This window comes from Bacillus sp. DB-2 (genome assembly GCF_003315125.1).
Lineage (GTDB): Bacteria > Bacillota > Bacilli > Bacillales > Bacillaceae_G > Bacillus_A > Bacillus_A mycoides.
The window spans coordinates 26,707-46,861 of the sequence record NZ_QNRN01000008.1; the positions used below are offsets into that span (position 1 = coordinate 26,707).

The window sequence follows — 20,155 nt, forward strand, 5'->3', positions numbered from 1 at the left end:
GGGCCGAATCATCACTTGCCACTGTTCCTCACCTCCGTACAATTAGTAGTTTCTGAATATGCTATGTTTGTTTCATAGTAAGGTGCATAAAGACATAAAAAAGACCTTTACTCAAAACGAGTAAAGGTCTGAATTCGTAGTCAAAAAGAGTCAACAACAAAGACTGTTAGTAAACATAGATAAAAACAGTTTTTGTGTATGACAAAACATACGCACCTCTCCCTCGTTGAGTTTTAGCACTGTATAGCATAGGTACTGAAACCAGCTACGTTAAGAAAGGCCTTCATTCCGACCTTTCCTGTTGACCCATTGGCGTCTCTCGACATTTTTGGGCAGCAGCGTTTCTCTATACAGGAGCCTCACCTAACAGAGACCATATTCAATTACAAGTTGAATGTTAGCACTGTAAAATCGTAGTGTCAATATCTTTTTAATCTATTTTTTCGAAAAATCAAATAGATTTATGATGGCTATATAGTAGGAAATAAGCGGAGTTTTTGAAATAAGGCGGGAAAATAAATACTTTAATGAACATAAATAAAAAGCACTGTAATCAGTGCTTTTTTATTTTAGATTATGAGATTGTAGCATTTTCAAAAATAACAATTTCTGAACTGTTTGTTGTTGAAACGCGTTGTGCGTAATATGTTAAAGCTGAAGAAATATATGTTGGTAACGAATCATTTGTATGTGTTGTTGTATATTCATGGATTAATTCTTTTAAAGTCGTCCATTCTAATTGTGCTGGGTGATCAGAAACGAAAGAACTTACCCAGCGATCAAATGAAGATGAAAAATCAGTTTGTAAACGAAATGCTTCTTTCATAATAAAACGCTCCCTTAAAATGTAGTATAATCATTTTAACATAAAACACGAATGATTACTAAGTTTTTTGATTATAACGTTCGTGTTATATAGTTGTCTAGATGATTGGTTATGTAAATTCGATTTGCCATTTGAAATAACATTCCGTAAGATGAAAGATAGATTATATAAAGAGCTGGAGGAAAGAAAGTGGAATTTGTATTTTTAGGAACTGGTGCAGGTGTTCCTTCGAAAGGAAGGAATGTTTCAGCAATTGCTCTGCAATTGCTAGAAGAACGAGGACAGACTTGGTTATTTGATTGTGGCGAGGCGACGCAACATCAAATATTACATACATCAGTACGTCCACGCCGCATTGAAAAAATATTTATTACGCATTTACATGGTGATCATATTTTTGGGTTGCCTGGTTTATTAGGAAGCCGTTCGTTTCAAGGAGGGACTACACCTTTAACAGTGTATGGACCAAAAGGAATTAAACAATTTATTGAAGTGGCATTATCAGTAAGTACGACACATGTTAAATATCCGCTTGAAATCGTTGAGATTACGGAAGAAGGTATTGTGTTTGAGGATAATGAATTTTGTGTAGAAACAAAAAGGTTATCACATGGAATTGAATGTTTCGGATATCGAATTGTAGAGAAAGATATACAGGGAGCTCTTTTAGTGGATAAGTTACTGGGAATGGGTGTGAAACCTGGTCCAGTTTTTAAACGCTTAAAAGATGGTGAAGTAGTTGAATTAGAGAATGGCACAGTGTTAGATGGAAAAGATTTTATTGGCCCGCCTCAAAAAGGAAGAGTTATTACAATTTTAGGCGATACACGATATTGCGAAGCGAGTAGAGAGCTTGCGCAAGATGCTGACGTACTTGTTCATGAAGCAACTTTTGCGGCAGAAGATGAACAACAAGCGTATGATTATTTTCATTCCACATCTAAGCAAGCTGCGAGTATTGCACTTCAGGCAAATGCAAAACGCTTAATATTGACTCATATTAGTTCTCGTTATCAAGGAGATACATATAAGGAATTATTGAAAGAGGCAAGAGAGCTATTTTCTAATACAGAAATAGCTACGGATTTAAAATCATTTCCAGTAGACAGATAATAATGTTGTGAAAAAATGGTGACGATAGGTTGCCATTTTTTTTATTTCTAAAAAAAATTAAAAATAAAACTGTTATCATTTTATTTTTATATAGGATGACACAGAAAGTTTTAATGATGTGAAGATATAGGGTAAAAATACATAATACCGATTATTTAGAAAAACTGTTATATAAGTCAGACGACATACGAGTGGTACAAGTAGCAAAAATGGATTTTTATTCAGAACTTTTAAAATTCATTAAAAGTAAGCGTTTTATTAAAAACAAGCTATAATGAGGGCAGATTATAATTTATTGTAGGCTACATGCGTTTTAGCCATTTGTCATAACAAGTGAAGTTGACTAAATCGTGAGAGAGCAACATGGAAATTATAATAGGAAGGATATTACTATTATTTGTACTAAGTCTTTTTTCACTTTTTAGCTTTAAAACATCAAAAGGTATGAAAGCAATGGGAGTTTCACTTGTTTATGCTATGCTTGTAAGGGGTTCTGTGTTAAACTTTGGATTGCTACCAGACTTTATTATGGACTATCTTATATTATTTTTAAATGCAGGTAATGCTAAGTTTCTTATTTATTATTATAACTGGTATTATTTCAGGATATATTGCTTCACTGTTATTCAAAAACTATCCAATTCTTACAGCGGAACAAATTCGTGGTACGACTGGAACAGCAACCGATTCGGTAGCTTAATAGAATAGTAAATAATTTTTTCATAGAGGTTTAGGGGGAGTTATGATGAAGTATCGCTCAGTGTTTGATATTATTGGTCCGGTTATGATTGGTCCATCAAGTTCACATACAGCAGGCGCGGCAAGAATGGGGCAAGTTGCTCGTCAGCTGTTTCGTCATGAACCAGAGAGAGTTAGCATTTCATTATATGGTTCATTTGCAAAAACATACCGTGGTCACGGTACGGATGTAGCGCTAATCGGTGGAATACTAGGATTTGAAACAGATGATTTACGTATTCCAAGTGCGTTAGATATTGCAAAAGAACGCGGGATTGAAGTGGAATTCATTGAAGAAGATGCAAATGCTCCGCATCCAAATACAGCGAAAATTCGTCTGTATAAAGGTGAAGAGGAAATTGAAGTTGTTGCTTGCTCAATTGGTGGCGGTAAAATTGAAGTTGTAGAATTAAACGGATTCGATCTTCAATTAACAGGCACGAGTCCAGCACTACTTATTGTAAATAACGATCGCTTTGGTGCTATCGCAGCTGTAGCTTCAATCCTTGCTAAGCATGAGATTAACATAAGTACAATGAGTGTTTCTCGTAAAGAAAAAGGAAGAAGAGCGCTTATGGTCATTGAAACAGATGAATTATTAGCAGATGAAGTAATTGCGGAAATAAATGGGCAACAAAATATTTGTCAAGTAACTATTATGGATTAATTGCAGGGGGGACACACCATGTTTCGGAACGCAGCGGAACTAGTGGCGCAAGCTAAAGAGCAAAATGTAAAAATCGCAGAAATTATGATTCAATGTGAAATGCAAACAAGAAATATCTCACGTGAAGAAGTAATTGCTGGAATGGAAAAGAACTTAGTCGTGATGGAACAAGCAGTAGAACGCGGTATTCGTGGTGTGAAATCACCGACTGGTTTAACTGGCGGGGATGCTGTGAAAGTCCAAGCGTATATGCAGAGTGGAAAAGGCTTATCTGGAGATACGATTTTGGACGCAGTGAGTAAAGCTGTTGCGACAAATGAAGTAAATGCGGCGATGGGAATTATTTGTGCAACACCAACAGCAGGGTCTGCTGGAACAGTGCCAGGTGTACTGTTTGCACTGCAAGAAAAATTACAGCCGACACGCGAAGAAATGATTGAATTTTTATTTACAGCAGGAGCTTTCGGTATGGTTGTTGCGAATAATGCTTGTATTTCTGGCGCGGCAGGTGGTTGCCAAGCTGAAGTAGGTTCAGCAAGTGGAATGGCAGCTGCAGCAGCAGTTGAGATGGCTGGTGGAACACAAGATCAAGCAGCTACAGCGATGGCGATTTCATTAAAGAATATGCTTGGTTTAGTATGTGATCCTGTTGCAGGGCTTGTAGAAGTACCTTGTGTAAAACGTAATGCAGCAGGAGCTGCGAATGCCATGATTTCAGCTGATTTATCATTAGCTGGTGTAACTAGTACAATTCCATGTGATGAAGTCATTGAGGCGATGTTTAGAATTGGACAAACGATGCCAGTAGCACTTCGTGAAACAGCAGAAGGTGGCCTTGCAGCAACACCGACAGGTCGTCGTTTGCAAGAAGAGATTTTTGGTAAGAGTAATAACTAAAAGCATATCATATGATTAAAGTAAAAACGGAGCTCAAATAAAGTTGAGCTCCGTTTTTTATTTTTCTTTTGCTATTTCTTCTAATGTTTTTCCAAGATCGTGTGATCGTTTCGTTGCTTGTGTAATACATGAGATTAATGCTTGTTGAAAATTATGCTCCTGTAATACTTCAATACCTGCTTCAGTTGTTCCGCCAGGAGAAGTAATTTCTTTTCGCAAAATAGAAGGGTGTTTTTCGCTTGCTTTTAGCATTTCAGCAGAACCAATCATCGTCTGAAGAATAAGAGATTTTGCAACATCTTCTTTTAAACCAATTTTTTTTGCTGCCTCTTCCAGTGCTTCTACCACGTAATAAATATAAGCTGGTCCACTTCCGGATAATGCAGTGATAGCATGCATATCTTCTTCTTCTACTACAGAGACGAGACCAATCGTTTCAAATAAAGATGTTGCAGTGCGAATATGTTCCTCTGTTGTGTGTTCTGAAGGTGAGATAGCGGTAGCGGATTTTAAAATGGCTGCAGATGTATTTGGCATTGCACGAATAATCGGAACGTCTTTTTGAAGTAGGTTTCTAATTGAATGAGTAGAAACACCTGCTAATAACGAAATAATAAGCAAGTCATTATTTATGTATTCTTTAAGAGGAATAACCGCTTCTGCGACATCTTTTGGCTTCATAGCTAGAAAAAGAATATTTGCATCAGCAAGTAATTCCTTTTTATTATGTGTACCTTTGACACCGTATTTTTTATGTAACTCCTGTAATCTTGTCTCGTTAGAACGATTACTTACAGTGACGTGTTCTCCCTTAACAACATTTGCGTTTAATAAGCCACCAATAATCGCTTCGGCAATAGAGCCTGCACCGAGAAAGGAAATGTTTTGCATAGACATGATGTGCCTCCTTTAAATTTGGTTAGAAATACTTATAAATGTACATACATTCGTTTTTTTATGGAAAAGACCTCTTTTTATCTGAAAATAATGACAAATTTATAGGGAAGTTGTAAACTGAAGAGGTATTCATTTTTGAACCGGAAAAAGACAGGGGGGGCTAAGCATGACGGCGATTCATCGAATGGAGATTCCTGTTCCATTTGCAGTTGAGACAGTGAATGTGTTTTTAGTTGAGGGAGAAACATTAACGTTAATTGATACAGGGACAAATACAGAAGAAGCAAAGAAAGCACTAGAAAGTCAATTAGGTGCATTAGGATATAAGATAGAAGATATTGAAACGGTAGTGATTACGCATCACCATGCGGATCATTGCGGACTTTTAAATACATTTTCTGAAAAAGTAAAGATTATCGGACATCCTTGGAATGAACCGTGGATTACACAGAATGCTGAATTTTTAAAGAGGTATCATGAATTTTTTAAAGAGACAGCCTTGCAGTTCGGCGTTCCAGCAGTATTTCTGAATGGTGAGGCGTTATTGACGACGAAGACACTTAAATATTCTTGTAATAGATCGTTAACACATACCGTGAGAGAGGGAGATCGTATAGATTCGTTACCTGGATTTATAGTGATTGAAACCCCGGGTCATGCTTCCACTCATATTTCATTATATAGAGAATCTGATGGAATATTAATTGGTGGGGATGCTCTCATTAGTCATATTTCTTCAAATCCAATATTAGAACCACCATATGAAGGGCAAACAGAAAGAGCGCATCCTTTATTGCAGTACAATCAAACGTTAAAACGTTTAAGTGAAATGAATATTTCACGGATTTTATCAGGGCATGGGGAAGATGTTCTGAATGTGAAACAACTTATTGAAACAAGATTACAAAAGCAAGAGACACGTGCTTTTAAAGTGCTTGAACTATTAAAGGAAAAGCCAATGACAGCATTTGAAGTGTGTGTAAAACTATTTCCGGTATTATATAAAGAGCAATTGCCACTTACTATCTCAGAAACTGTTGGACAATTAGACTTTTTAGCATATAATCAACAAGTGATGATTGATGAATCTTCACAACAATTGATTTATTATGCAAAGTAGGTGACAGCAATGACGGGACGTTTACAAGAAAAAGTAATCGTCATTACAGGTGCTTCTAGTGGAATTGGAGAGCAAGTTGCAATGCAGGTTGCAGAGCAAGGGGCGACGCCGGTATTAATGGCTCGAACAGAAGAGAAGCTACAAGCATTAGCAGACAAAATTAAAGTAACTTATAATACGCCTTGCTATTACTATGTATTAGATGTAAGTGAAGAAACGAAAGTACAATCTGTTTTTTCAAAGGTATTACAAGAAGTAGGACGTATTGATATATTGGTAAATAATGCTGGGTTTGGTATTTTTAAAACGTTTGAAGATGCTTCAATGGATGAAGTAAAGGATATGTTTCAAGTAAATGTATTTGGATTAGTAGCTTGTACGAAAGCGGTATTACCTAATATGGTAAAAAGGAACGAAGGACAAATTATTAATATTGCTTCATTGGCTGGAAAAATTGCAACTCCGAAGTCGAGTGCTTATGCAGCAACAAAACACGCTGTATTAGGATTTACGAATAGTTTACGTATGGAGTTATCTAACACAAATGTATATGTAACAGCAATTAACCCAGGACCGATAGAAACGAACTTTTTTGAAATAGCCGATCAATCAGGTACATATGTGAAAAATATGGGACGTTACATGTTAAAACCAACATATGTAGCAGAACAAATCGTAAAGGCGATGCAAACGAAAAAACGTGAAGTAAACTTGCCGAAGTGGATGGGAATGGGCCCGAAGCTCTACGCATTATTCCCAGGTTTATTTGAACGCGTTGCAGGCAAATCATTAAGTAAAAAATAGGAGATTTCCATATGGAAATCTCCTATTTTTTATTTTCCAGTCACATAATCGTAAACGATATCCTCAACAGCCTCGTATACATCAATTTCAGTATTTAAATGAATTATCATTTGAATATGTTTAATTAGCATTTCCTGATCCTCTTTTGAAACAGGATTACATTGATATTGCCGAAAACTTTTTATAATCATTTTCTCAATTAATTTTTTATTCATGTTTTTCCCCGCCTGTATGTATACATGTATTGTTTTATTGTACTTGAAGTGAAATAAAAATACTACTATGCACTATTTTTGCATAAAAATCCACGTATATATATCGCTTTTATAGTGAGGTTAATATTTTGAAGTTTTTAAAAATTATAAATATTTAATTGACTTTATAATTATGCAATATTATAATCAAACTTAATTTAAAGAATAGATATGAGGAGGAGCTTATGAAAGTCGCAATTATTGGAGCAACTGGATATGGAGGTATTGAGTTAATTCGGTTATTAGAGCAACATCCATATTTTTCGATAGCATCTCTCCATTCTTTTTCACAAGTTGGTGAATTTATAACAAATGTATACCCGCATTTTCGAAATGTTCTTGTCCATACGTTACAAGAAATTGATGCGGAGAAAATAGAGAAGGAAGCTGAAATTGTATTTTTAGCAACTCCAGCGGGAGTATCGGCAGAGTTAACACCAAAATTATTGGCAGTAGGTTTAAAAGTAATTGACCTATCTGGAGACTTTCGTATGATAGATCCCTCGTCATATGAATTGTGGTATAAAAGGCCAGCTGCACAGGAAGAACTTCTTAGGAAAGCAGTATATGGATTAAGTGAATGGAAAAGGCCTGAGATCCAAAATGCAAATTTAATTGCAAACCCAGGATGTTTTGCTACAGCTGCATTATTAGCGGTAGCGCCGTTAGTACGTAGCGGCATGATTGAAGAAGCTTCGATTATTATTGATGCGAAATCAGGAGTATCTGGAGCGGGCAAAACGCCAACAACAATGACTCACTTTCCTGAGTTATACGATAACTTACACATTTATAAAGTTAATCAGCATCAGCATGTTCCTGAGATTGAGCAAATGCTTGCAGAGTGGAATCGTGAAACGAAGCCAATCACGTTTAGTACACATTTAATACCGATATCACGAGGGATTATGATTACACTTTATGCGAAAGTGAAAGAGGAAATGAAAATAGAGCAACTTCAAAAGTTGTATGAAGAAACGTATGAATACTCAGCTTTCGTTCGAGTTCGCTCGCGAGGAGAATTTCCAAGTCCGAAAGAAGTAAGGGGCTCAAATTATTGTGATATTGGGATAGCTTACGATGAAAGAACAGAAAGAGTTACGGTCGTTTCTGTTATAGACAATATGATGAAAGGTGCGGCAGGGCAAGCAGTTCAAAATGCAAATTTATTAGCGGGACTAGAAGAGACAACGGGTTTACAGCATATGCCGCTTTATCCATAAGGGGGAAATTATGATTAAAGCATCGTCTATTACAAAATTAGCAAATGGTTCAATTGTTACACCAAAAGGCTTTTTGGCAATCGGTACTGCAAATGGTCTGAAAAAGGATATGGGTGCAATCGTTTGTGAGGTGCCAGCATCATGTGCCGCTGTGTATACAACAAATCAAATACAAGCAGCACCGTTGCAAGTAACGAAGGATAGCATAGCAGCAGAAGGGAAATTACAAGCAATTGTTGTAAATAGCGGCAATGCAAATGCTTGTACGGGGATGAAAGGATTGCAAGATGCTTATGAGATGCGAACATTAGGAGCGGAACACTTTGGAGTAAAAGAAAAGTACGTCGCAGTCGCTTCAACAGGTGTAATTGGAGTACCTTTACCGATGGATATCATTCGAAAGGGAATTGAATCTCTTGTGCCAACAAAGGAAGTAAGTGAAGCTTATTCTTTTTGTGAAGCAATTTTAACGACAGATCTTATAACGAAAGAAACTTGCTATGAGATGATAATTGATGGGGAAGCAGTGATCATTGCTGGGGTCGCAAAAGGTTCAGGGATGATCAAACCGAATATGGCAACGATGCTTAGTTTTATTACAACAGACGCCAATATAGAGCATGAAGTATTGCAAACAGCATTATCACAAATTACGAATCATACGTTTAATCAAATTACGGTGGACGGAGATACTTCTACAAATGATATGGTCATCGCTATGGCAAGTGGATTATCAGAAACGAAAACGATGAATATGGAACATGAAGACTGGGAAACTTTCGTAGTTGCTTTACAAAAGGTATGTGAAGATTTAGCGAAAAAAATTGCACAAGATGGTGAAGGTGCTACGAAGTTAATAGAAGTAAACGTGTTAGGGGCTAGAACAAATGAAGAAGCAAAGAAAATTGCAAAACAAATAGTCGGTTCCAGTCTTGTGAAAACAGCGATATACGGTGAGGACCCAAATTGGGGACGAATTATTAGTAGTACTGGACAGAGTGAAGTAATTATTAACCCAAATACAATTGATATCACTCTTCAATCTATTGTCGTATTAAAAAATAGTGAGCCTCAAATGTTTTCTGAAGAGGAAATGACAAAGAAATTACAAGAACATGAAATAAAAATTGATGTGTGTTTACATTTAGGAGATGAAACGGGATCAGCTTGGGGCTGCGACTTAAGTTATGAATATGTGAAAATAAATGCTTGTTATCGTACATAAGGAGAGAGAAGATGAGTGATTATATTGTAGTTAAATGTGGCGGTAGCATGTTGAATCGATTAAATAGTGTCTTTTTTGATTGTATAAAGAAATTGCAAAATAAGTATAAGGTTGTTATTGTCCATGGCGGTGGCCCAGAAATTGATGCCAAGTTAGAAGACTCTAATATCGAGATAGAAAAGAAAGATGGATTAAGAGTAACGCCGAAAGAGGTTATGGATGTTGTTCAAATGGTGCTATGCGGAAGTACGAATAAAAAATTCGTAATGAATTTACAAAAACATGATTTACTTGCGGTGGGGCTTTCTGGATGTGACGGTAATTTACTTCAAGTTCAACCTGTTGGCGAAGCGATAGGATATGTAGGAGAAGTAAGTTATGTAGAAACAGCCCTATTGAAAGGGTTGATAGATATGAATTATATTCCTGTCATTGCCCCAATTGGGATAAATGGTAATGAGGTTTATAACATAAATGCAGATACCGCTGCAGCTGGAATAGCATATGCACTATCCGCAAAAGAACTCATTTTTATAACGGACGTAGATGGAGTATTACACGAAGGAAGATTGGTAAAGAAAACGGATGAATATGAAATTCTTACTTTTATAGAACAAGGCGTCATTACAGGTGGAATGATTCCGAAAGTACAGGCGGCACTTACATCGTTAAAAATGGGAGTGAAAAAGGCTAGTATCGTAAATGGTACAAAGGATTTTACTGAGGTTACAGGAGAGTGTGTTGGAACTACGGTAACAAAAGGAGTGAGTATTGTATGACAAGTCATCTTTTTCAAACGTATGGGAGAAGAACTATTGACTTTGTAAAGGGCAATGGGGCGAAAGTTATTGATAAAAGTGGTGAGCAATATTTAGATTTTACTTCTGGTATTGGAGTATGTAACTTAGGACATTGTCATCCTACGGTTGTAAAGGCAGTAGAAAAGCAACTTAGAAATATATGGCATATATCTAACTTATTTACGAACTCCTTACAAGAAGAGGTCGCATCATTATTAACAGAAGATACAGCATTAGATCATGTGTTTTTTTGTAATAGCGGGGCGGAGGCAAATGAAGCGGCTTTAAAGCTAGCACGTAAGCATACTGGAAAATCTCTCGTAGTAACATGTGAGCAATCTTTCCACGGGAGAACATTTGGAACGATGAGTGCAACAGGGCAAGATAAAGTGAAAGAAGGATTCGGTCCATTACTTCCGTCTTTTTTACATATACCATTTAACGACATACGAGCATTAGAGGAAGTAATGAATGAAGAAGTTGCGGCGGTAATGGTAGAAGTTATTCAAGGAGAAGGAGGAGTAATATTAGCTGATCCATCCTTTTTGAAGGAAATTGAAAAACTATGTAATGAGTACAATGCTCTTTTTATTATAGATGAAGTACAAACTGGAATAGGCAGAACAGGAACACTATTCGCTTATGAGCAAATGGGAATAGTTCCTGATATCGTTACCATCGCAAAGGCGCTTGGGAATGGTATTCCAGTTGGAGCGATGATTGGCCGGAAAGAACTAGGTTCTTCTTTTACTGCCGGGTCACACGGTTCAACTTTCGGTGGGAATTATATTGCTATGACTGCAGCGAAAGAAGTATTGCAATTCATTAAGGAACAATCGTTTTTTAAAGAGGTACAGGAAAAGGGCGAGTACGTATTAAAGAAATTGCAAGAAGAATTACGACACGTTGAATGTGTTCAAAATATTCGTGGTAAGGGACTTATGATTGGAATCGAATGTAAGCATGAGGTTGCAAATGTCATAGAACAACTAGAAAAAGCAGGACTTCTCGTATTACAAGCAGGGCCTAATGTTATAAGACTATTACCACCACTTATTGTAACGAATGAAGAGCTAGAACAGGCAATATATATGATGAAAAGAGTGGTTTGTACAAAAAATGCATCAATAATATAAGGGGGAAATTTCATGTCAACTGTACAAGTACCGAAATTAAATACGAAAGATCTTTTAACGTTAGAAGAATTGACGCAAGAAGAAATCATTTCTTTAATTGAGTTCGCTATATATTTAAAAAAGAACAAGCAGGAGCCTTTATTACAAGGGAAAATATTAGGTCTCATTTTTGATAAACATTCAACCCGTACGCGCGTTTCTTTTGAAGCAGGAATGGTACAGCTCGGAGGACATGGAATGTTTTTAAGTGGAAAAGAGATGCAAATTGGCAGAGGAGAAACGGTGTCAGATACTGCGAAAGTACTATCTCATTATATTGATGGAATTATGATACGCACATTTTCGCATGCGGATGTAGAGGAGCTTGCAAAAGAGTCCAGTATCCCAGTTATTAACGGTTTAACTGATGATCATCATCCTTGCCAAGCGTTGGCAGATTTAATGACGATATATGAAGAAGTTCATACGTTTAAAGGGGTTAAATTAGCTTATGTAGGTGATGGGAATAATGTATGTCATTCACTATTGCTAGCGAGTGCAAAAGTCGGAATGAATATGACTGTGGCAACGCCTGTTGGGTATGAGCCGAATGAAGAAATTGTTAAAAAAGCATTAGCGATTGCTGATGAGACAGGGGCTGAAATTGAGATTTTGCATAATCCTGAATTAGCGGTAAGTGGAGCAGATTTTATTTATACTGACGTTTGGATGAGTATGGGCCAAGAAGGAGAAGCAGAAAAATATACTTTATTCCAGCCTTTCCAAGTAAATAAAGAGCTTGTTATACATGCAAAGCAAACATATCGTTTCCTGCACTGCCTGCCTGCTCATCGTGAAGAAGAAGTAACTGGAGAGATTATAGATGGGCCACAGTCTATCGTTTTTGAGCAAGCTGGTAACAGGTTGCACGCGCAAAAAGCTTTATTAGTGAGTTTATTTAAAAATATAGAAGAGCCTTCCTAAAAGGGAGGTTTTTTTATATTGAAATGTCGGATGTATATTTAGTTAATTATCTCTATATCATTTATAATAAAAAGAGAAAACTAAATTTGTTTTTCATATCATGTAAGGACATACTAGATAAAAAAATATAGTTAAAGAGATGATGAATTTGAAAACAACTAAGAAAACATATTCGTTTTTTCAGCGGATGTGGAGAATATTAAAGTTTCAATATTTTAAGTTACTTCGATCGCCAGAAGGAGCAAAGAAAGTGTCACTAGGTTTTGCTATTGGATTTGGTTTAGAAATGTTGGTGATTTATACGGCATCGCTCGTATATTTAATATTTTATCCAATTGTCAGGTTAGCAAAGGGATCTTTTCCAGCCGCAGTCATTGGTAATATTATTGGGAAAATATCGTTTCTCCCAGTATTTTTATTTCCGTTTGCTTATGCGCTAGGAAAAATGATTTACCCATTTCATGTACAGAAAATACATCATGAACCATTTACGATATCAGATTTGTTTTCGAGCCATATTTTTACGATGTTAAAGAGCTTATTACAGAGTGAAGTATATGTATTAATTGGTATGACGATAATAGGAATTGTGTTTGGGGTAATTTCATATTTCGTTGTGCATTATTTATATGAAAAGAATCGTAAGTTACGTTTGAAGAAAAGAAAGAAACAAGTGAGAGAACCACTTGTTCAAATATAAAGAATGTCACATTCATTTTCTCCTTTGAATATGTTTAAGAAAAAGGGGGAGAGAATGAATGTATTATTACTACGTACCTCAAGTATATCCATATACAAATTATTATCCTGTAACTGGAGTGAGACAGCAATTCGGAGTATATCCGCAGCAACAAATGCAACAGCCTGAGCAGCAACCTGTTCAAGAACGAAAACCGTATTTAATGACATGGCCGTATTCAAATGTATACTATGGTAATTATTACGAATCATAAAGCTGCTTCTATTTAGAAGCAGCTTTATGCGTTTGTTTTCAAAATTAAATTTTGAATGGTTTTAAGAGAATAAATGAGCTTTTCACGCTCTTCCTCAGATAATGTTTGAAAATTTTCTTTTAGTTTGCCTAAAATGAATTGTTGATACTGACTTACTAACAATTTCCCTTCAGTTGTTAGGGAAATTAAAATGACCCTTCGATCTTTTTCGCTATAATGACGCTCTATTAGCTCTTCTTGAATAAGTTTGTTTAATAGAGGGGTCATGTTAGGCCGTGAAATCGCTAGCCGCTTGCCAATTTCTGAAACTGCTAATGTACCATTTTCATGCAAAAGCAGTAACACTTGCGTATGTGATGGCGGCATATGTCTTTGAGAAGAAAACTCTCCAGGAAGCATAAATTTGCGATAAAAAAGAGGCACTAGCGAAAGAAGATGATCAACAATACGTTCCCACTCGCGTGATTCCATATAACGGCCCCCTTCCACTATCATTGTAACAAAAAAGACAAGGTATAAAAATAGAATTGTTTCATGTTAGCCTTAATATTTGTAGGATAACACTTGCTTTGTAAATGTATTGGCAATAATCGCATAACCGTTATCATTTGGGTGTACTTGGTCAAATAGTAACTCTTTTTTATCATTCGATATTAATTTGCGAATTGGTAAAACGATCGACGGTTGATGTGCTTTTGAAATAGAATAAATAGAATCATTCCAACCGTCTAAAAACATATCTGCATAACTTGCGATGGAGTCCTCTAGTTGTAAAGGGTTATAGAGTTCAGAGAGAATGAGTAAAGCATTCGGATTTTGATCTCGAACGGTCTTTACAATGTTTTTTACATCCGTTTCAAAACGGGCTTTTTCTTTATTTAACATTTTAATACCATCTATAACACCTACATCACGATTTAAGCGGAATAAATTATTTCCTCCAATACTAATAGTAATGATATTTGCTTCCCTAATTTTTTGTTGAACATCTTCTGATTGAACTTTTTTTGCGAGACGATCTGTAGTAAGACCGTTTATCCCAAGGTTTTCTACTGTAATTGGTTTATGGATTTGTGTTTCTATTTGTCTAGAAGCTAATTCGGCAAATCCCCCTTGTGTAGATCCATATCCTTTTGCAAGTGAATCACCTAATACGAGGTGATAAAAAGAGTCATTCGTTTGCTTATAAATCCAACTCGGAGCAGATGTTTTTTCTGCTTTTCCTTCAGTTTCTTTTTGTTCTATCTCATCGTTCTTTTCAAAATTAGAACAAGAAATGATTAGAAGGAGGAGACAAACAATTGTTAAGATGACTTTTTTCATAAATTCATCCTCCTTGTAATTGGTAATTGTATCATATTCAGCAGTATTAGCAATGTAAGGGCATATTATATGTTTATGAAAAGTTTATAATAACTTTACAGAAAATTTGTTGAAGTTTGTCAAAAAATATTGACGATACGAAAGAACTTTATATATGATAATGTCAGATAAGGTGAAATTCTACTTAGTGGGAGCGTTATCTCCCGTTAATTGTTAGTTTTCATCAATCGGGCGTTTAAGGGGACTACTCGTTAGCGCAAGATGAAATGAAAATCGTGTCTCTAATAGAAGAAAAAAGGTATGTGGTTAGAGACAGATAGGGGTTCATTTCATTATTTCTGGTAATTGTATAAGGGGGATTTTTTGTGAAAAAGTCAAAAAAAATGCTAGCTGGAGCAACACTTGCTATTGGCGTTATAGCACCGCAAGTGTTGCCGACAACAGCTCATGCAGAGGAAAAAGCTGGGGAGAGTATAGTTAACTTACGAATTTTAGAAACATCAGATATTCACGTTAACTTAATGAATTACGATTATTATCAAACGAAAACAGATAATAAAGTAGGTCTCGTGCAAACTGCAACACTTGTTAATAAAGCACGTGAAGAAGCGAAGAACTCTGTCTTATTTGATGATGGGGATGCATTACAAGGTACGCCGCTTGGAGATTATGTAGCGAATAAAATAAATGATCAGAAGAATCCTGTTGATTCTAGTTATGTACATCCACTATATCGTGTAATGAATTTAATGAAGTATGACGTCATCTCTCTTGGGAACCATGAATTTAACTACGGTTTAGATTATTTAAACAAAGTGATTAGTAAAACAGAATTCCCAGTTATTAACTCAAACGTCTATAAAGACGATAAAGATAATAATGAAGAGAATGACCAAAATTACTTTAAACCATATCATATTTTTGAAAAAGAAGTAGAGGATGAATCTGGTCAAAAGCAAAAGGTGAAAATCGGTGTAATGGGATTTGTTCCACCCCAAGTTATGAACTGGGATAAAGCAAATTTAGAAGGAAAAGTAAAAGCGAAAGATATTGTTCAAACAGCGAAGAAAATGATACCGAAAATGAAAGAAGAAGGTGCAGACGTTATCGTTGCGTTAGCTCATTCAGGTGTTGATAAGAGTGGATACAATGTTGGCATGGAAAACGCTTCATATTATTTAACAGAGGTTCCTGGTGTAGATGCAGTATTAATGGGACATTCACATACTGAAGTGAAGGATGTATTTAATGGTGTTCCTGTTGTAATGCCTGGTGTTTTTGGAAGTAACTTAGGTATTATTGATATGCAATTGAAAAAGGTAAACGGAAAATGGGAAGTACAAAAAGAGCAATCGAAGCCGCAACTTCGTCCGATTGCTGATAGTAAAGGGAACCCATTAGTACAATCTGATCAAAGATTAGTTAATGAAATTAAGGATGATCATCAAGCGACAATTGATTATGTGAATACAGCTGTAGGAAAAACGACAGCGCCAATTAATAGTTATTTCTCATTAGTACAAGATGATCCTTCTGTACAACTTGTGACAAATGCACAAAAATGGTATGTAGAAAAACTATTCGCTGAAAACGGACAATATAGTAAATATAAAGGAATTCCAGTATTATCTGCAGGGGCGCCATTTAAAGCAGGTGGCCGAAACGGTGCTACATACTATACGGATATTCCAGCAGGGACGTTAGCAATTAAAAACGTAGCGGATTTATATGTATATCCAAATACGTTATATGCTGTAAAAGTAAACGGGGCACAAGTGAAAGAATGGCTTGAAATGTCTGCTGGTCAATTTAATCAAATTGATTCAAAGAAAACAGAAGAACAACCATTAGTAAATATAGGTTATCCTACATATAACTTTGATATTTTAGATGGCCTAAAATACGAAATTGACGTAACGCAACCAGCGAAATACGATAAAGATGGCAAAGTTGTAAATGAAAATACGAATCGTATTGTAAATATGACGTATGAAGGTAAGCCTGTAGCTGACAATCAAGAGTTTATTGTGGCTACAAACAACTATCGTGGAAGTAGCCAAACGTTCCCTGGTGTAAGTAAAGGCGAAGTTGTATACCAATCACAAGATGAAACGCGTCAAATTATTGTGAAGTACATGCAGGAAACACCAGTTATTAATCCAACAGCAGATCAAAATTGGGCGTTTAAACCGATTATTGCAGATAAATTAAATACAACATTTGATTCTTCACCAAATGCACAAAAATATATAAAGAAAGATGGAAAAATATCATATGTTGGACCATCTGAAAATGAATTCGCTAAATATGCAATTGATATAACGAAGAAGAATGATGATAAGGAAACTGGTGGAGAGAATCCAACGACACCGCCAACAGGTGAAGGCAATAATGGAGAGAATCCAACGACACCACCAACAGGTGAAGGTAATAATGGAGAGAATCCAACGGCACCGCCAACAGGTGAAGGCAATAACGGAGGAAATCCAACGACACCACCAACGGATGAAGGTAATACTGTTAATGAACCAAAACAAGATGGAAACAACGCGGGATCTGGACAAACTACAACAGATAATCAAAATGAAAAAGAAACAACGAAAGTAAGTGAAGGTAAAGAAGAACGTGATTTACCGAAAACAGGTACAAGTGTTGCTTCTACAATTGGAGCAGGTCTGGCGTTTGTTGGAGCGGGATTACTTATGTTATTTAGAAGAAAGAAAGCGAATAGATAGTACAGTATTGTAAAAAGGATTACCGTAATCGGTAATCCTTTTTTTCATATATATTATGAAACTGGTACTGTTTTTTCTTTCTTCCATGAAAGACCAAATCCAGTGAAACCAACAATAATTGTTAAGACCGGGCAAGCTAAACAGAAGATTGCGAATGGAACGTAATCAAATGTCGGAACGCCAAGGACATTCGATAAGAATACGCCACTTACTCCCCATGGTACGAGCGGGTTAATAACTGTACCTGCATCTTCTAATACTCGTGATAAATTACGACGTTCTAAACCGACTTCATCGTATTTGTTAGCGAATGCTTGTCCTGTTAAAACGATGGATAAGTACTGCTCACCAAGTAAGAAGTTTACACCAATTGCAGTTGAAGCAGTAGAAATAATTAAGCGTGTGCTATTTTTTACAAAGCTAGAGATAATATTCATCAGCTGCGTGATAATGCCCATTCCTTGTAGTAATCCTCCCATACAAAGAGCTAGGAAAATAAGAGCAATCGACATCATCATACTTTGTAGACCACCGCGAGATAGTAAGCTATCAATGTCTTTAATACCAGTTTTAGAAACGTAGCCGTCTTGCATAATTTTCATTAAATCAGCTAAAGAAGTGCTAGGTTTAAAAATAAAGAGAATAATAATTCCTACCACAATTCCTGCAAGTAATGTTGGAACTGCTGGAACTTTTTTAAATGCGAATAGGAACAGTAATAAAATTGGAATAAGTGTAACGATAGAAATCGTTGTGTTTTGTTCTAACGTGCTAATAAAGTTTGTGAAGTCAACGTCTCCACTAGTACCGCTTCCTAAAATGAAAAATGCGATAAAAGCAATAATAAAAGCAGGAACTGTTGTCCAAAGCATGTTACGAATATGCTCAAATAAATCTACACCTGTTACAGCAGGAGCTAAGTTTGTTGTATCAGATAAAGGAGACATTTTATCTCCAAAGAATGCACCAGAAATAATTGCACCAGCGATCAGAGCTGGATCGTATCCGAGAGCACTACCCATTCCCATAAAGGCAAGTCCTACAGTTGCGGCAGTCGTAAAGGCACTACCGATACTCGTTCCAACAATTGCACAAACAACAAAAACAGTTGGGACGAAAATTTTAGGAGATACAAGCTGGAAGCCGTATACCATTAAAGTTGGAATTGTTCCAGCAGCGATCCAAACACTAATTAATACGCCCACAAGTAAGAAAATAAAAATAGATGGAATACCAGCTGAAATACTACTTATCATTCCTTTTTCCATAGTAGACCAAGAAATTTTTTTCATAAATCCAAATGCTAATAAAAGAACGATACCAAATAAAATTGGGATGTGTGGTGAAACTTCTAATTTGATAACACTAAAGCCAATACAGAAAAAAATAAAAATTGTTAAAAGAACAGATTCAATTTTTGAAACCATTGTTTTCCCCTCCTAAGTAATTTAAAATAGCTCTTTTTTATATAAAATTCGCCAATATTGTATATTTCCTTCTAAAATTTAGAATTTTGTGACAAATTACCGGTAATTGTCAACATCTCAATATGATACGGAAATGATTGGATAAAAAAACGCCCCTGCATATAATTATGCAGGGACGAAGAAATCGCGGTACCACCCTAGCTTGTGAAAGGAATGTATCACAAAATAAAGGGTCATATGATATGCGCTAATAAAATAAAAACGCCCCTGCAATATATGCAGGGACGAAAAATTCGCGGTACCACCCTAAATTGTGAAACAGTTTCGTTTCACCACTCTTTAGACATAACGGTCTAAACCGTCTTTCACTACTCCTCACGTTTCGTAAAAGAAGCTCCAGGGGGTAATTCATAAATCGCTCTGTACTGGTTCGCACCGACCACCAGCTCTCTGAAATCAGAAAACGAAATACTACTAAATCCTATCAACGCCGATTCATATGATGTTAGTTAAATTTTTATCATATATTCATCATACATGTCAATAAAAACATTCGATATTTTTTTAGGGAAATAAAGGAGAAATGTTTTTAATACTGTAAAAGTGTGCGTTATAATGAATTTGAAAGGGGAGGAAAGAGTGAAGAAAAAAATAATTCTTTTTACCACCTTACTAGTCGTTGGCGGAAGTGCTGGAATTTACACAGCTTTTGCAGCTGAATCAGAGCAGTCGAAACAAAAGCAAATACAGCAGTCAGAAGTGAAGAAAGTGAAAGAAATTGAAGAGAAGAAATCGATGGAAAAAGCAGCTATGAAACTAGGAGTTTCTACTGAGGGGAAAACAAAAGAAGAGGTTACAAAAGAAGTAGATACCGCTAGATTTGAGCAGCGCCATGATTTGTTAATTGAGCATGCTAAGCAACTTGGAATTGATGCAGAAGGAAAAAAAGATGAAGAGATTATTTTAGAAATTGGAAAGATACAACATGGAAAGTAGAACAACTTATCGTATGATAAGTTGTTCTTTTTTAAGAATTATTTGATTTAAAAATAAT

The 20,155-nt window shown here is 36.0% G+C and carries 21 protein-coding genes, 1 riboswitch and 1 other annotated feature; of the genes, 15 read left to right on the forward strand and 6 right to left on the reverse strand.

Annotation, left to right across the window (positions count from 1 at the left end):
- Positions 1 to 210: 210 nt before the first annotated feature.
- Positions 211 to 378: riboswitch (M-box (ykoK) riboswitch) on the reverse strand.
- 196 nt (positions 379 to 574) lie between these two features.
- Positions 575 to 826, reverse strand: a complete 252-nt coding sequence (locus DET63_RS14890; protein ID WP_000656495.1) for a DUF3932 family protein — start codon at positions 824 to 826, stop codon at positions 575 to 577.
- Between the two features lie 189 nt (positions 827 to 1,015).
- Between DET63_RS14890 and rnz the strand changes: the two genes are divergently transcribed.
- The 4 genes from rnz (at position 1,016) to sdaAA (ending at position 4,241) form a co-directional block, all read left to right on the forward strand.
- On the forward strand, positions 1,016 to 1,939 hold the full coding sequence (gene rnz, locus DET63_RS14895) for a ribonuclease Z (RefSeq protein WP_113937105.1): 924 nt from the start codon (positions 1,016 to 1,018) through the stop codon (positions 1,937 to 1,939).
- A gap of 363 nt (positions 1,940 to 2,302) precedes the next feature.
- Positions 2,303 to 2,647 (forward strand): hypothetical protein, encoded by a 345-nt coding sequence (locus DET63_RS14900; protein WP_113937106.1) that lies wholly within the window; start codon positions 2,303 to 2,305, stop codon positions 2,645 to 2,647.
- Positions 2,648 to 2,684: 37 nt separating this feature from the next.
- The gene (sdaAB, locus tag DET63_RS14905; protein ID WP_002088527.1) at positions 2,685 to 3,344 is read left to right on the forward strand and encodes an L-serine ammonia-lyase, iron-sulfur-dependent subunit beta; all 660 of its coding nucleotides are present in this window, start codon (positions 2,685 to 2,687) and stop codon (positions 3,342 to 3,344) included.
- 18 nt (positions 3,345 to 3,362) lie between these two features.
- Complete coding sequence (gene sdaAA / locus DET63_RS14910) at positions 3,363 to 4,241, forward strand: L-serine ammonia-lyase, iron-sulfur-dependent, subunit alpha (protein ID WP_002033842.1); 879 nt, start codon at positions 3,363 to 3,365, stop codon at positions 4,239 to 4,241.
- Between the two features lie 57 nt (positions 4,242 to 4,298).
- On the opposite strand, the gene proI is transcribed toward sdaAA, so the two are convergent.
- The gene (gene proI, locus DET63_RS14915; protein ID WP_002129014.1) at positions 4,299 to 5,138 is read right to left on the reverse strand and encodes a pyrroline-5-carboxylate reductase ProI; all 840 of its coding nucleotides are present in this window, start codon (positions 5,136 to 5,138) and stop codon (positions 4,299 to 4,301) included.
- 166 nt (positions 5,139 to 5,304) lie between these two features.
- Here proI and DET63_RS14920 point away from each other — a divergent pair, with 166 nt between their 5' ends.
- On the forward strand, positions 5,305 to 6,258 hold the full coding sequence (locus tag DET63_RS14920) for an MBL fold metallo-hydrolase (RefSeq protein WP_113937107.1): 954 nt from the start codon (positions 5,305 to 5,307) through the stop codon (positions 6,256 to 6,258).
- Positions 6,259 to 6,267: 9 nt separating this feature from the next.
- Positions 6,268 to 7,062 carry an SDR family oxidoreductase gene (locus DET63_RS14925; RefSeq protein ID WP_002129013.1) on the forward strand — a complete coding sequence of 265 codons (795 nt, stop codon included), beginning with the start codon at positions 6,268 to 6,270 and terminating at the stop codon, positions 7,060 to 7,062.
- A 29-nt stretch (positions 7,063 to 7,091) separates the two neighbouring features.
- Here DET63_RS14925 and DET63_RS14930 read toward each other — a convergent pair whose 3' ends face one another.
- Positions 7,092 to 7,277, reverse strand: coding sequence for a YqzH family protein (locus DET63_RS14930; RefSeq protein ID WP_002033845.1), 186 nt, complete (start codon positions 7,275 to 7,277; stop codon positions 7,092 to 7,094).
- A 224-nt stretch (positions 7,278 to 7,501) separates the two neighbouring features.
- On the opposite strand from DET63_RS14930, the gene argC reads away from it, so the two are divergent.
- The 7 genes from argC (at position 7,502) to DET63_RS14965 (ending at position 13,616) form a co-directional block, all read left to right on the forward strand.
- Positions 7,502 to 8,539: an N-acetyl-gamma-glutamyl-phosphate reductase gene (argC, locus tag DET63_RS14935; RefSeq protein ID WP_113937108.1), complete on the forward strand. Its 1,038-nt coding sequence runs from the start codon at positions 7,502 to 7,504 to the stop codon at positions 8,537 to 8,539.
- Positions 8,540 to 8,549: 10 nt separating this feature from the next.
- Positions 8,550 to 9,764: a bifunctional glutamate N-acetyltransferase/amino-acid acetyltransferase ArgJ gene (argJ, locus tag DET63_RS14940; protein WP_113937109.1), complete on the forward strand. Its 1,215-nt coding sequence runs from the start codon at positions 8,550 to 8,552 to the stop codon at positions 9,762 to 9,764.
- 11 nt (positions 9,765 to 9,775) lie between these two features.
- On the forward strand, positions 9,776 to 10,543 hold the full coding sequence (gene argB, locus DET63_RS14945; protein ID WP_016096141.1) for an acetylglutamate kinase: 768 nt from the start codon (positions 9,776 to 9,778) through the stop codon (positions 10,541 to 10,543).
- Complete coding sequence (locus DET63_RS14950; RefSeq protein WP_113937110.1) at positions 10,540 to 11,700, forward strand: acetylornithine transaminase; 1,161 nt, start codon at positions 10,540 to 10,542, stop codon at positions 11,698 to 11,700. Before argB ends, DET63_RS14950 begins: the two co-directional genes overlap by 4 nt.
- Before the next feature lie 12 nt (positions 11,701 to 11,712).
- Positions 11,713 to 12,663, forward strand: a complete 951-nt coding sequence (gene argF / locus DET63_RS14955; RefSeq protein ID WP_002014968.1) for an ornithine carbamoyltransferase — start codon at positions 11,713 to 11,715, stop codon at positions 12,661 to 12,663.
- Positions 12,664 to 12,811: 148 nt separating this feature from the next.
- A complete protein-coding gene (locus DET63_RS14960; RefSeq protein ID WP_002088510.1) occupies positions 12,812 to 13,363 on the forward strand; it encodes a DUF2062 domain-containing protein in 552 nt (183 codons plus the stop codon).
- A gap of 58 nt (positions 13,364 to 13,421) precedes the next feature.
- Positions 13,422 to 13,616, forward strand: coding sequence for a hypothetical protein (locus tag DET63_RS14965; RefSeq protein WP_113937111.1), 195 nt, complete (start codon positions 13,422 to 13,424; stop codon positions 13,614 to 13,616).
- 24 nt (positions 13,617 to 13,640) lie between these two features.
- Here DET63_RS14965 and DET63_RS14970 read toward each other — a convergent pair whose 3' ends face one another.
- Positions 13,641 to 14,087, reverse strand: coding sequence for a MarR family winged helix-turn-helix transcriptional regulator (locus DET63_RS14970; protein WP_113937112.1), 447 nt, complete (start codon positions 14,085 to 14,087; stop codon positions 13,641 to 13,643).
- Between the two features lie 72 nt (positions 14,088 to 14,159).
- Positions 14,160 to 14,939, reverse strand: a complete 780-nt coding sequence (locus tag DET63_RS14975) for a GDSL-type esterase/lipase family protein (RefSeq protein ID WP_113937113.1) — start codon at positions 14,937 to 14,939, stop codon at positions 14,160 to 14,162.
- Between the two features lie 365 nt (positions 14,940 to 15,304).
- Here DET63_RS14975 and cpdB point away from each other — a divergent pair, with 365 nt between their 5' ends.
- On the forward strand, positions 15,305 to 17,674 hold the full coding sequence (gene cpdB, locus DET63_RS14980) for a bifunctional 2',3'-cyclic-nucleotide 2'-phosphodiesterase/3'-nucleotidase (RefSeq protein WP_113937114.1): 2,370 nt from the start codon (positions 15,305 to 15,307) through the stop codon (positions 17,672 to 17,674).
- 53 nt (positions 17,675 to 17,727) lie between these two features.
- On the opposite strand, the gene nhaC is transcribed toward cpdB, so the two are convergent.
- Positions 17,728 to 19,101 carry a Na+/H+ antiporter NhaC gene (gene nhaC, locus DET63_RS14985; RefSeq protein WP_113937115.1) on the reverse strand — a complete coding sequence of 458 codons (1,374 nt, stop codon included), beginning with the start codon at positions 19,099 to 19,101 and terminating at the stop codon, positions 17,728 to 17,730.
- 277 nt (positions 19,102 to 19,378) lie between these two features.
- Positions 19,379 to 19,598 (reverse strand) — a binding site (T-box leader).
- Positions 19,599 to 19,740: 142 nt separating this feature from the next.
- On the opposite strand from nhaC, the gene DET63_RS14990 reads away from it, so the two are divergent.
- On the forward strand, positions 19,741 to 20,097 hold the full coding sequence (locus tag DET63_RS14990; protein WP_113937201.1) for a hypothetical protein: 357 nt from the start codon (positions 19,741 to 19,743) through the stop codon (positions 20,095 to 20,097).
- The last annotated feature ends 58 nt before the right edge of the window (positions 20,098 to 20,155 follow it).

What these genes read in the sequence shown, in the direction of transcription:
- DET63_RS14890 (WP_000656495.1), bottom strand. Translation starts at nt 826, where the DNA reads ATGAAAGAAGCATTTCGTTTACAAACTGATTTTTCATCTTCATTTGAT.
- DET63_RS14900 (WP_113937106.1), top strand. Translation starts at nt 2,303, where the DNA reads ATGGAAATTATAATAGGAAGGATATTACTATTATTTGTACTAAGTCTT.
- sdaAB (WP_002088527.1), top strand. Translation starts at nt 2,685, where the DNA reads ATGAAGTATCGCTCAGTGTTTGATATTATTGGTCCGGTTATGATTGGT.
- sdaAA (WP_002033842.1), top strand. Translation starts at nt 3,363, where the DNA reads ATGTTTCGGAACGCAGCGGAACTAGTGGCGCAAGCTAAAGAGCAAAAT.
- proI (WP_002129014.1), bottom strand. Translation starts at nt 5,138, where the DNA reads ATGTCTATGCAAAACATTTCCTTTCTCGGTGCAGGCTCTATTGCCGAA.
- DET63_RS14920 (WP_113937107.1), top strand. Translation starts at nt 5,305, where the DNA reads ATGACGGCGATTCATCGAATGGAGATTCCTGTTCCATTTGCAGTTGAG.
- DET63_RS14925 (WP_002129013.1), top strand. Translation starts at nt 6,268, where the DNA reads ATGACGGGACGTTTACAAGAAAAAGTAATCGTCATTACAGGTGCTTCT.
- DET63_RS14930 (WP_002033845.1), bottom strand. Translation starts at nt 7,277, where the DNA reads ATGAATAAAAAATTAATTGAGAAAATGATTATAAAAAGTTTTCGGCAA.
- argC (WP_113937108.1), top strand. Translation starts at nt 7,502, where the DNA reads ATGAAAGTCGCAATTATTGGAGCAACTGGATATGGAGGTATTGAGTTA.
- argJ (WP_113937109.1), top strand. Translation starts at nt 8,550, where the DNA reads ATGATTAAAGCATCGTCTATTACAAAATTAGCAAATGGTTCAATTGTT.
- argB (WP_016096141.1), top strand. Translation starts at nt 9,776, where the DNA reads ATGAGTGATTATATTGTAGTTAAATGTGGCGGTAGCATGTTGAATCGA.
- DET63_RS14950 (WP_113937110.1), top strand. Translation starts at nt 10,540, where the DNA reads ATGACAAGTCATCTTTTTCAAACGTATGGGAGAAGAACTATTGACTTT.
- argF (WP_002014968.1), top strand. Translation starts at nt 11,713, where the DNA reads ATGTCAACTGTACAAGTACCGAAATTAAATACGAAAGATCTTTTAACG.
- DET63_RS14965 (WP_113937111.1), top strand. Translation starts at nt 13,422, where the DNA reads ATGTATTATTACTACGTACCTCAAGTATATCCATATACAAATTATTAT.
- DET63_RS14970 (WP_113937112.1), bottom strand. Translation starts at nt 14,087, where the DNA reads ATGGAATCACGCGAGTGGGAACGTATTGTTGATCATCTTCTTTCGCTA.
- DET63_RS14975 (WP_113937113.1), bottom strand. Translation starts at nt 14,939, where the DNA reads ATGAAAAAAGTCATCTTAACAATTGTTTGTCTCCTCCTTCTAATCATT.
- nhaC (WP_113937115.1), bottom strand. Translation starts at nt 19,101, where the DNA reads ATGGTTTCAAAAATTGAATCTGTTCTTTTAACAATTTTTATTTTTTTC.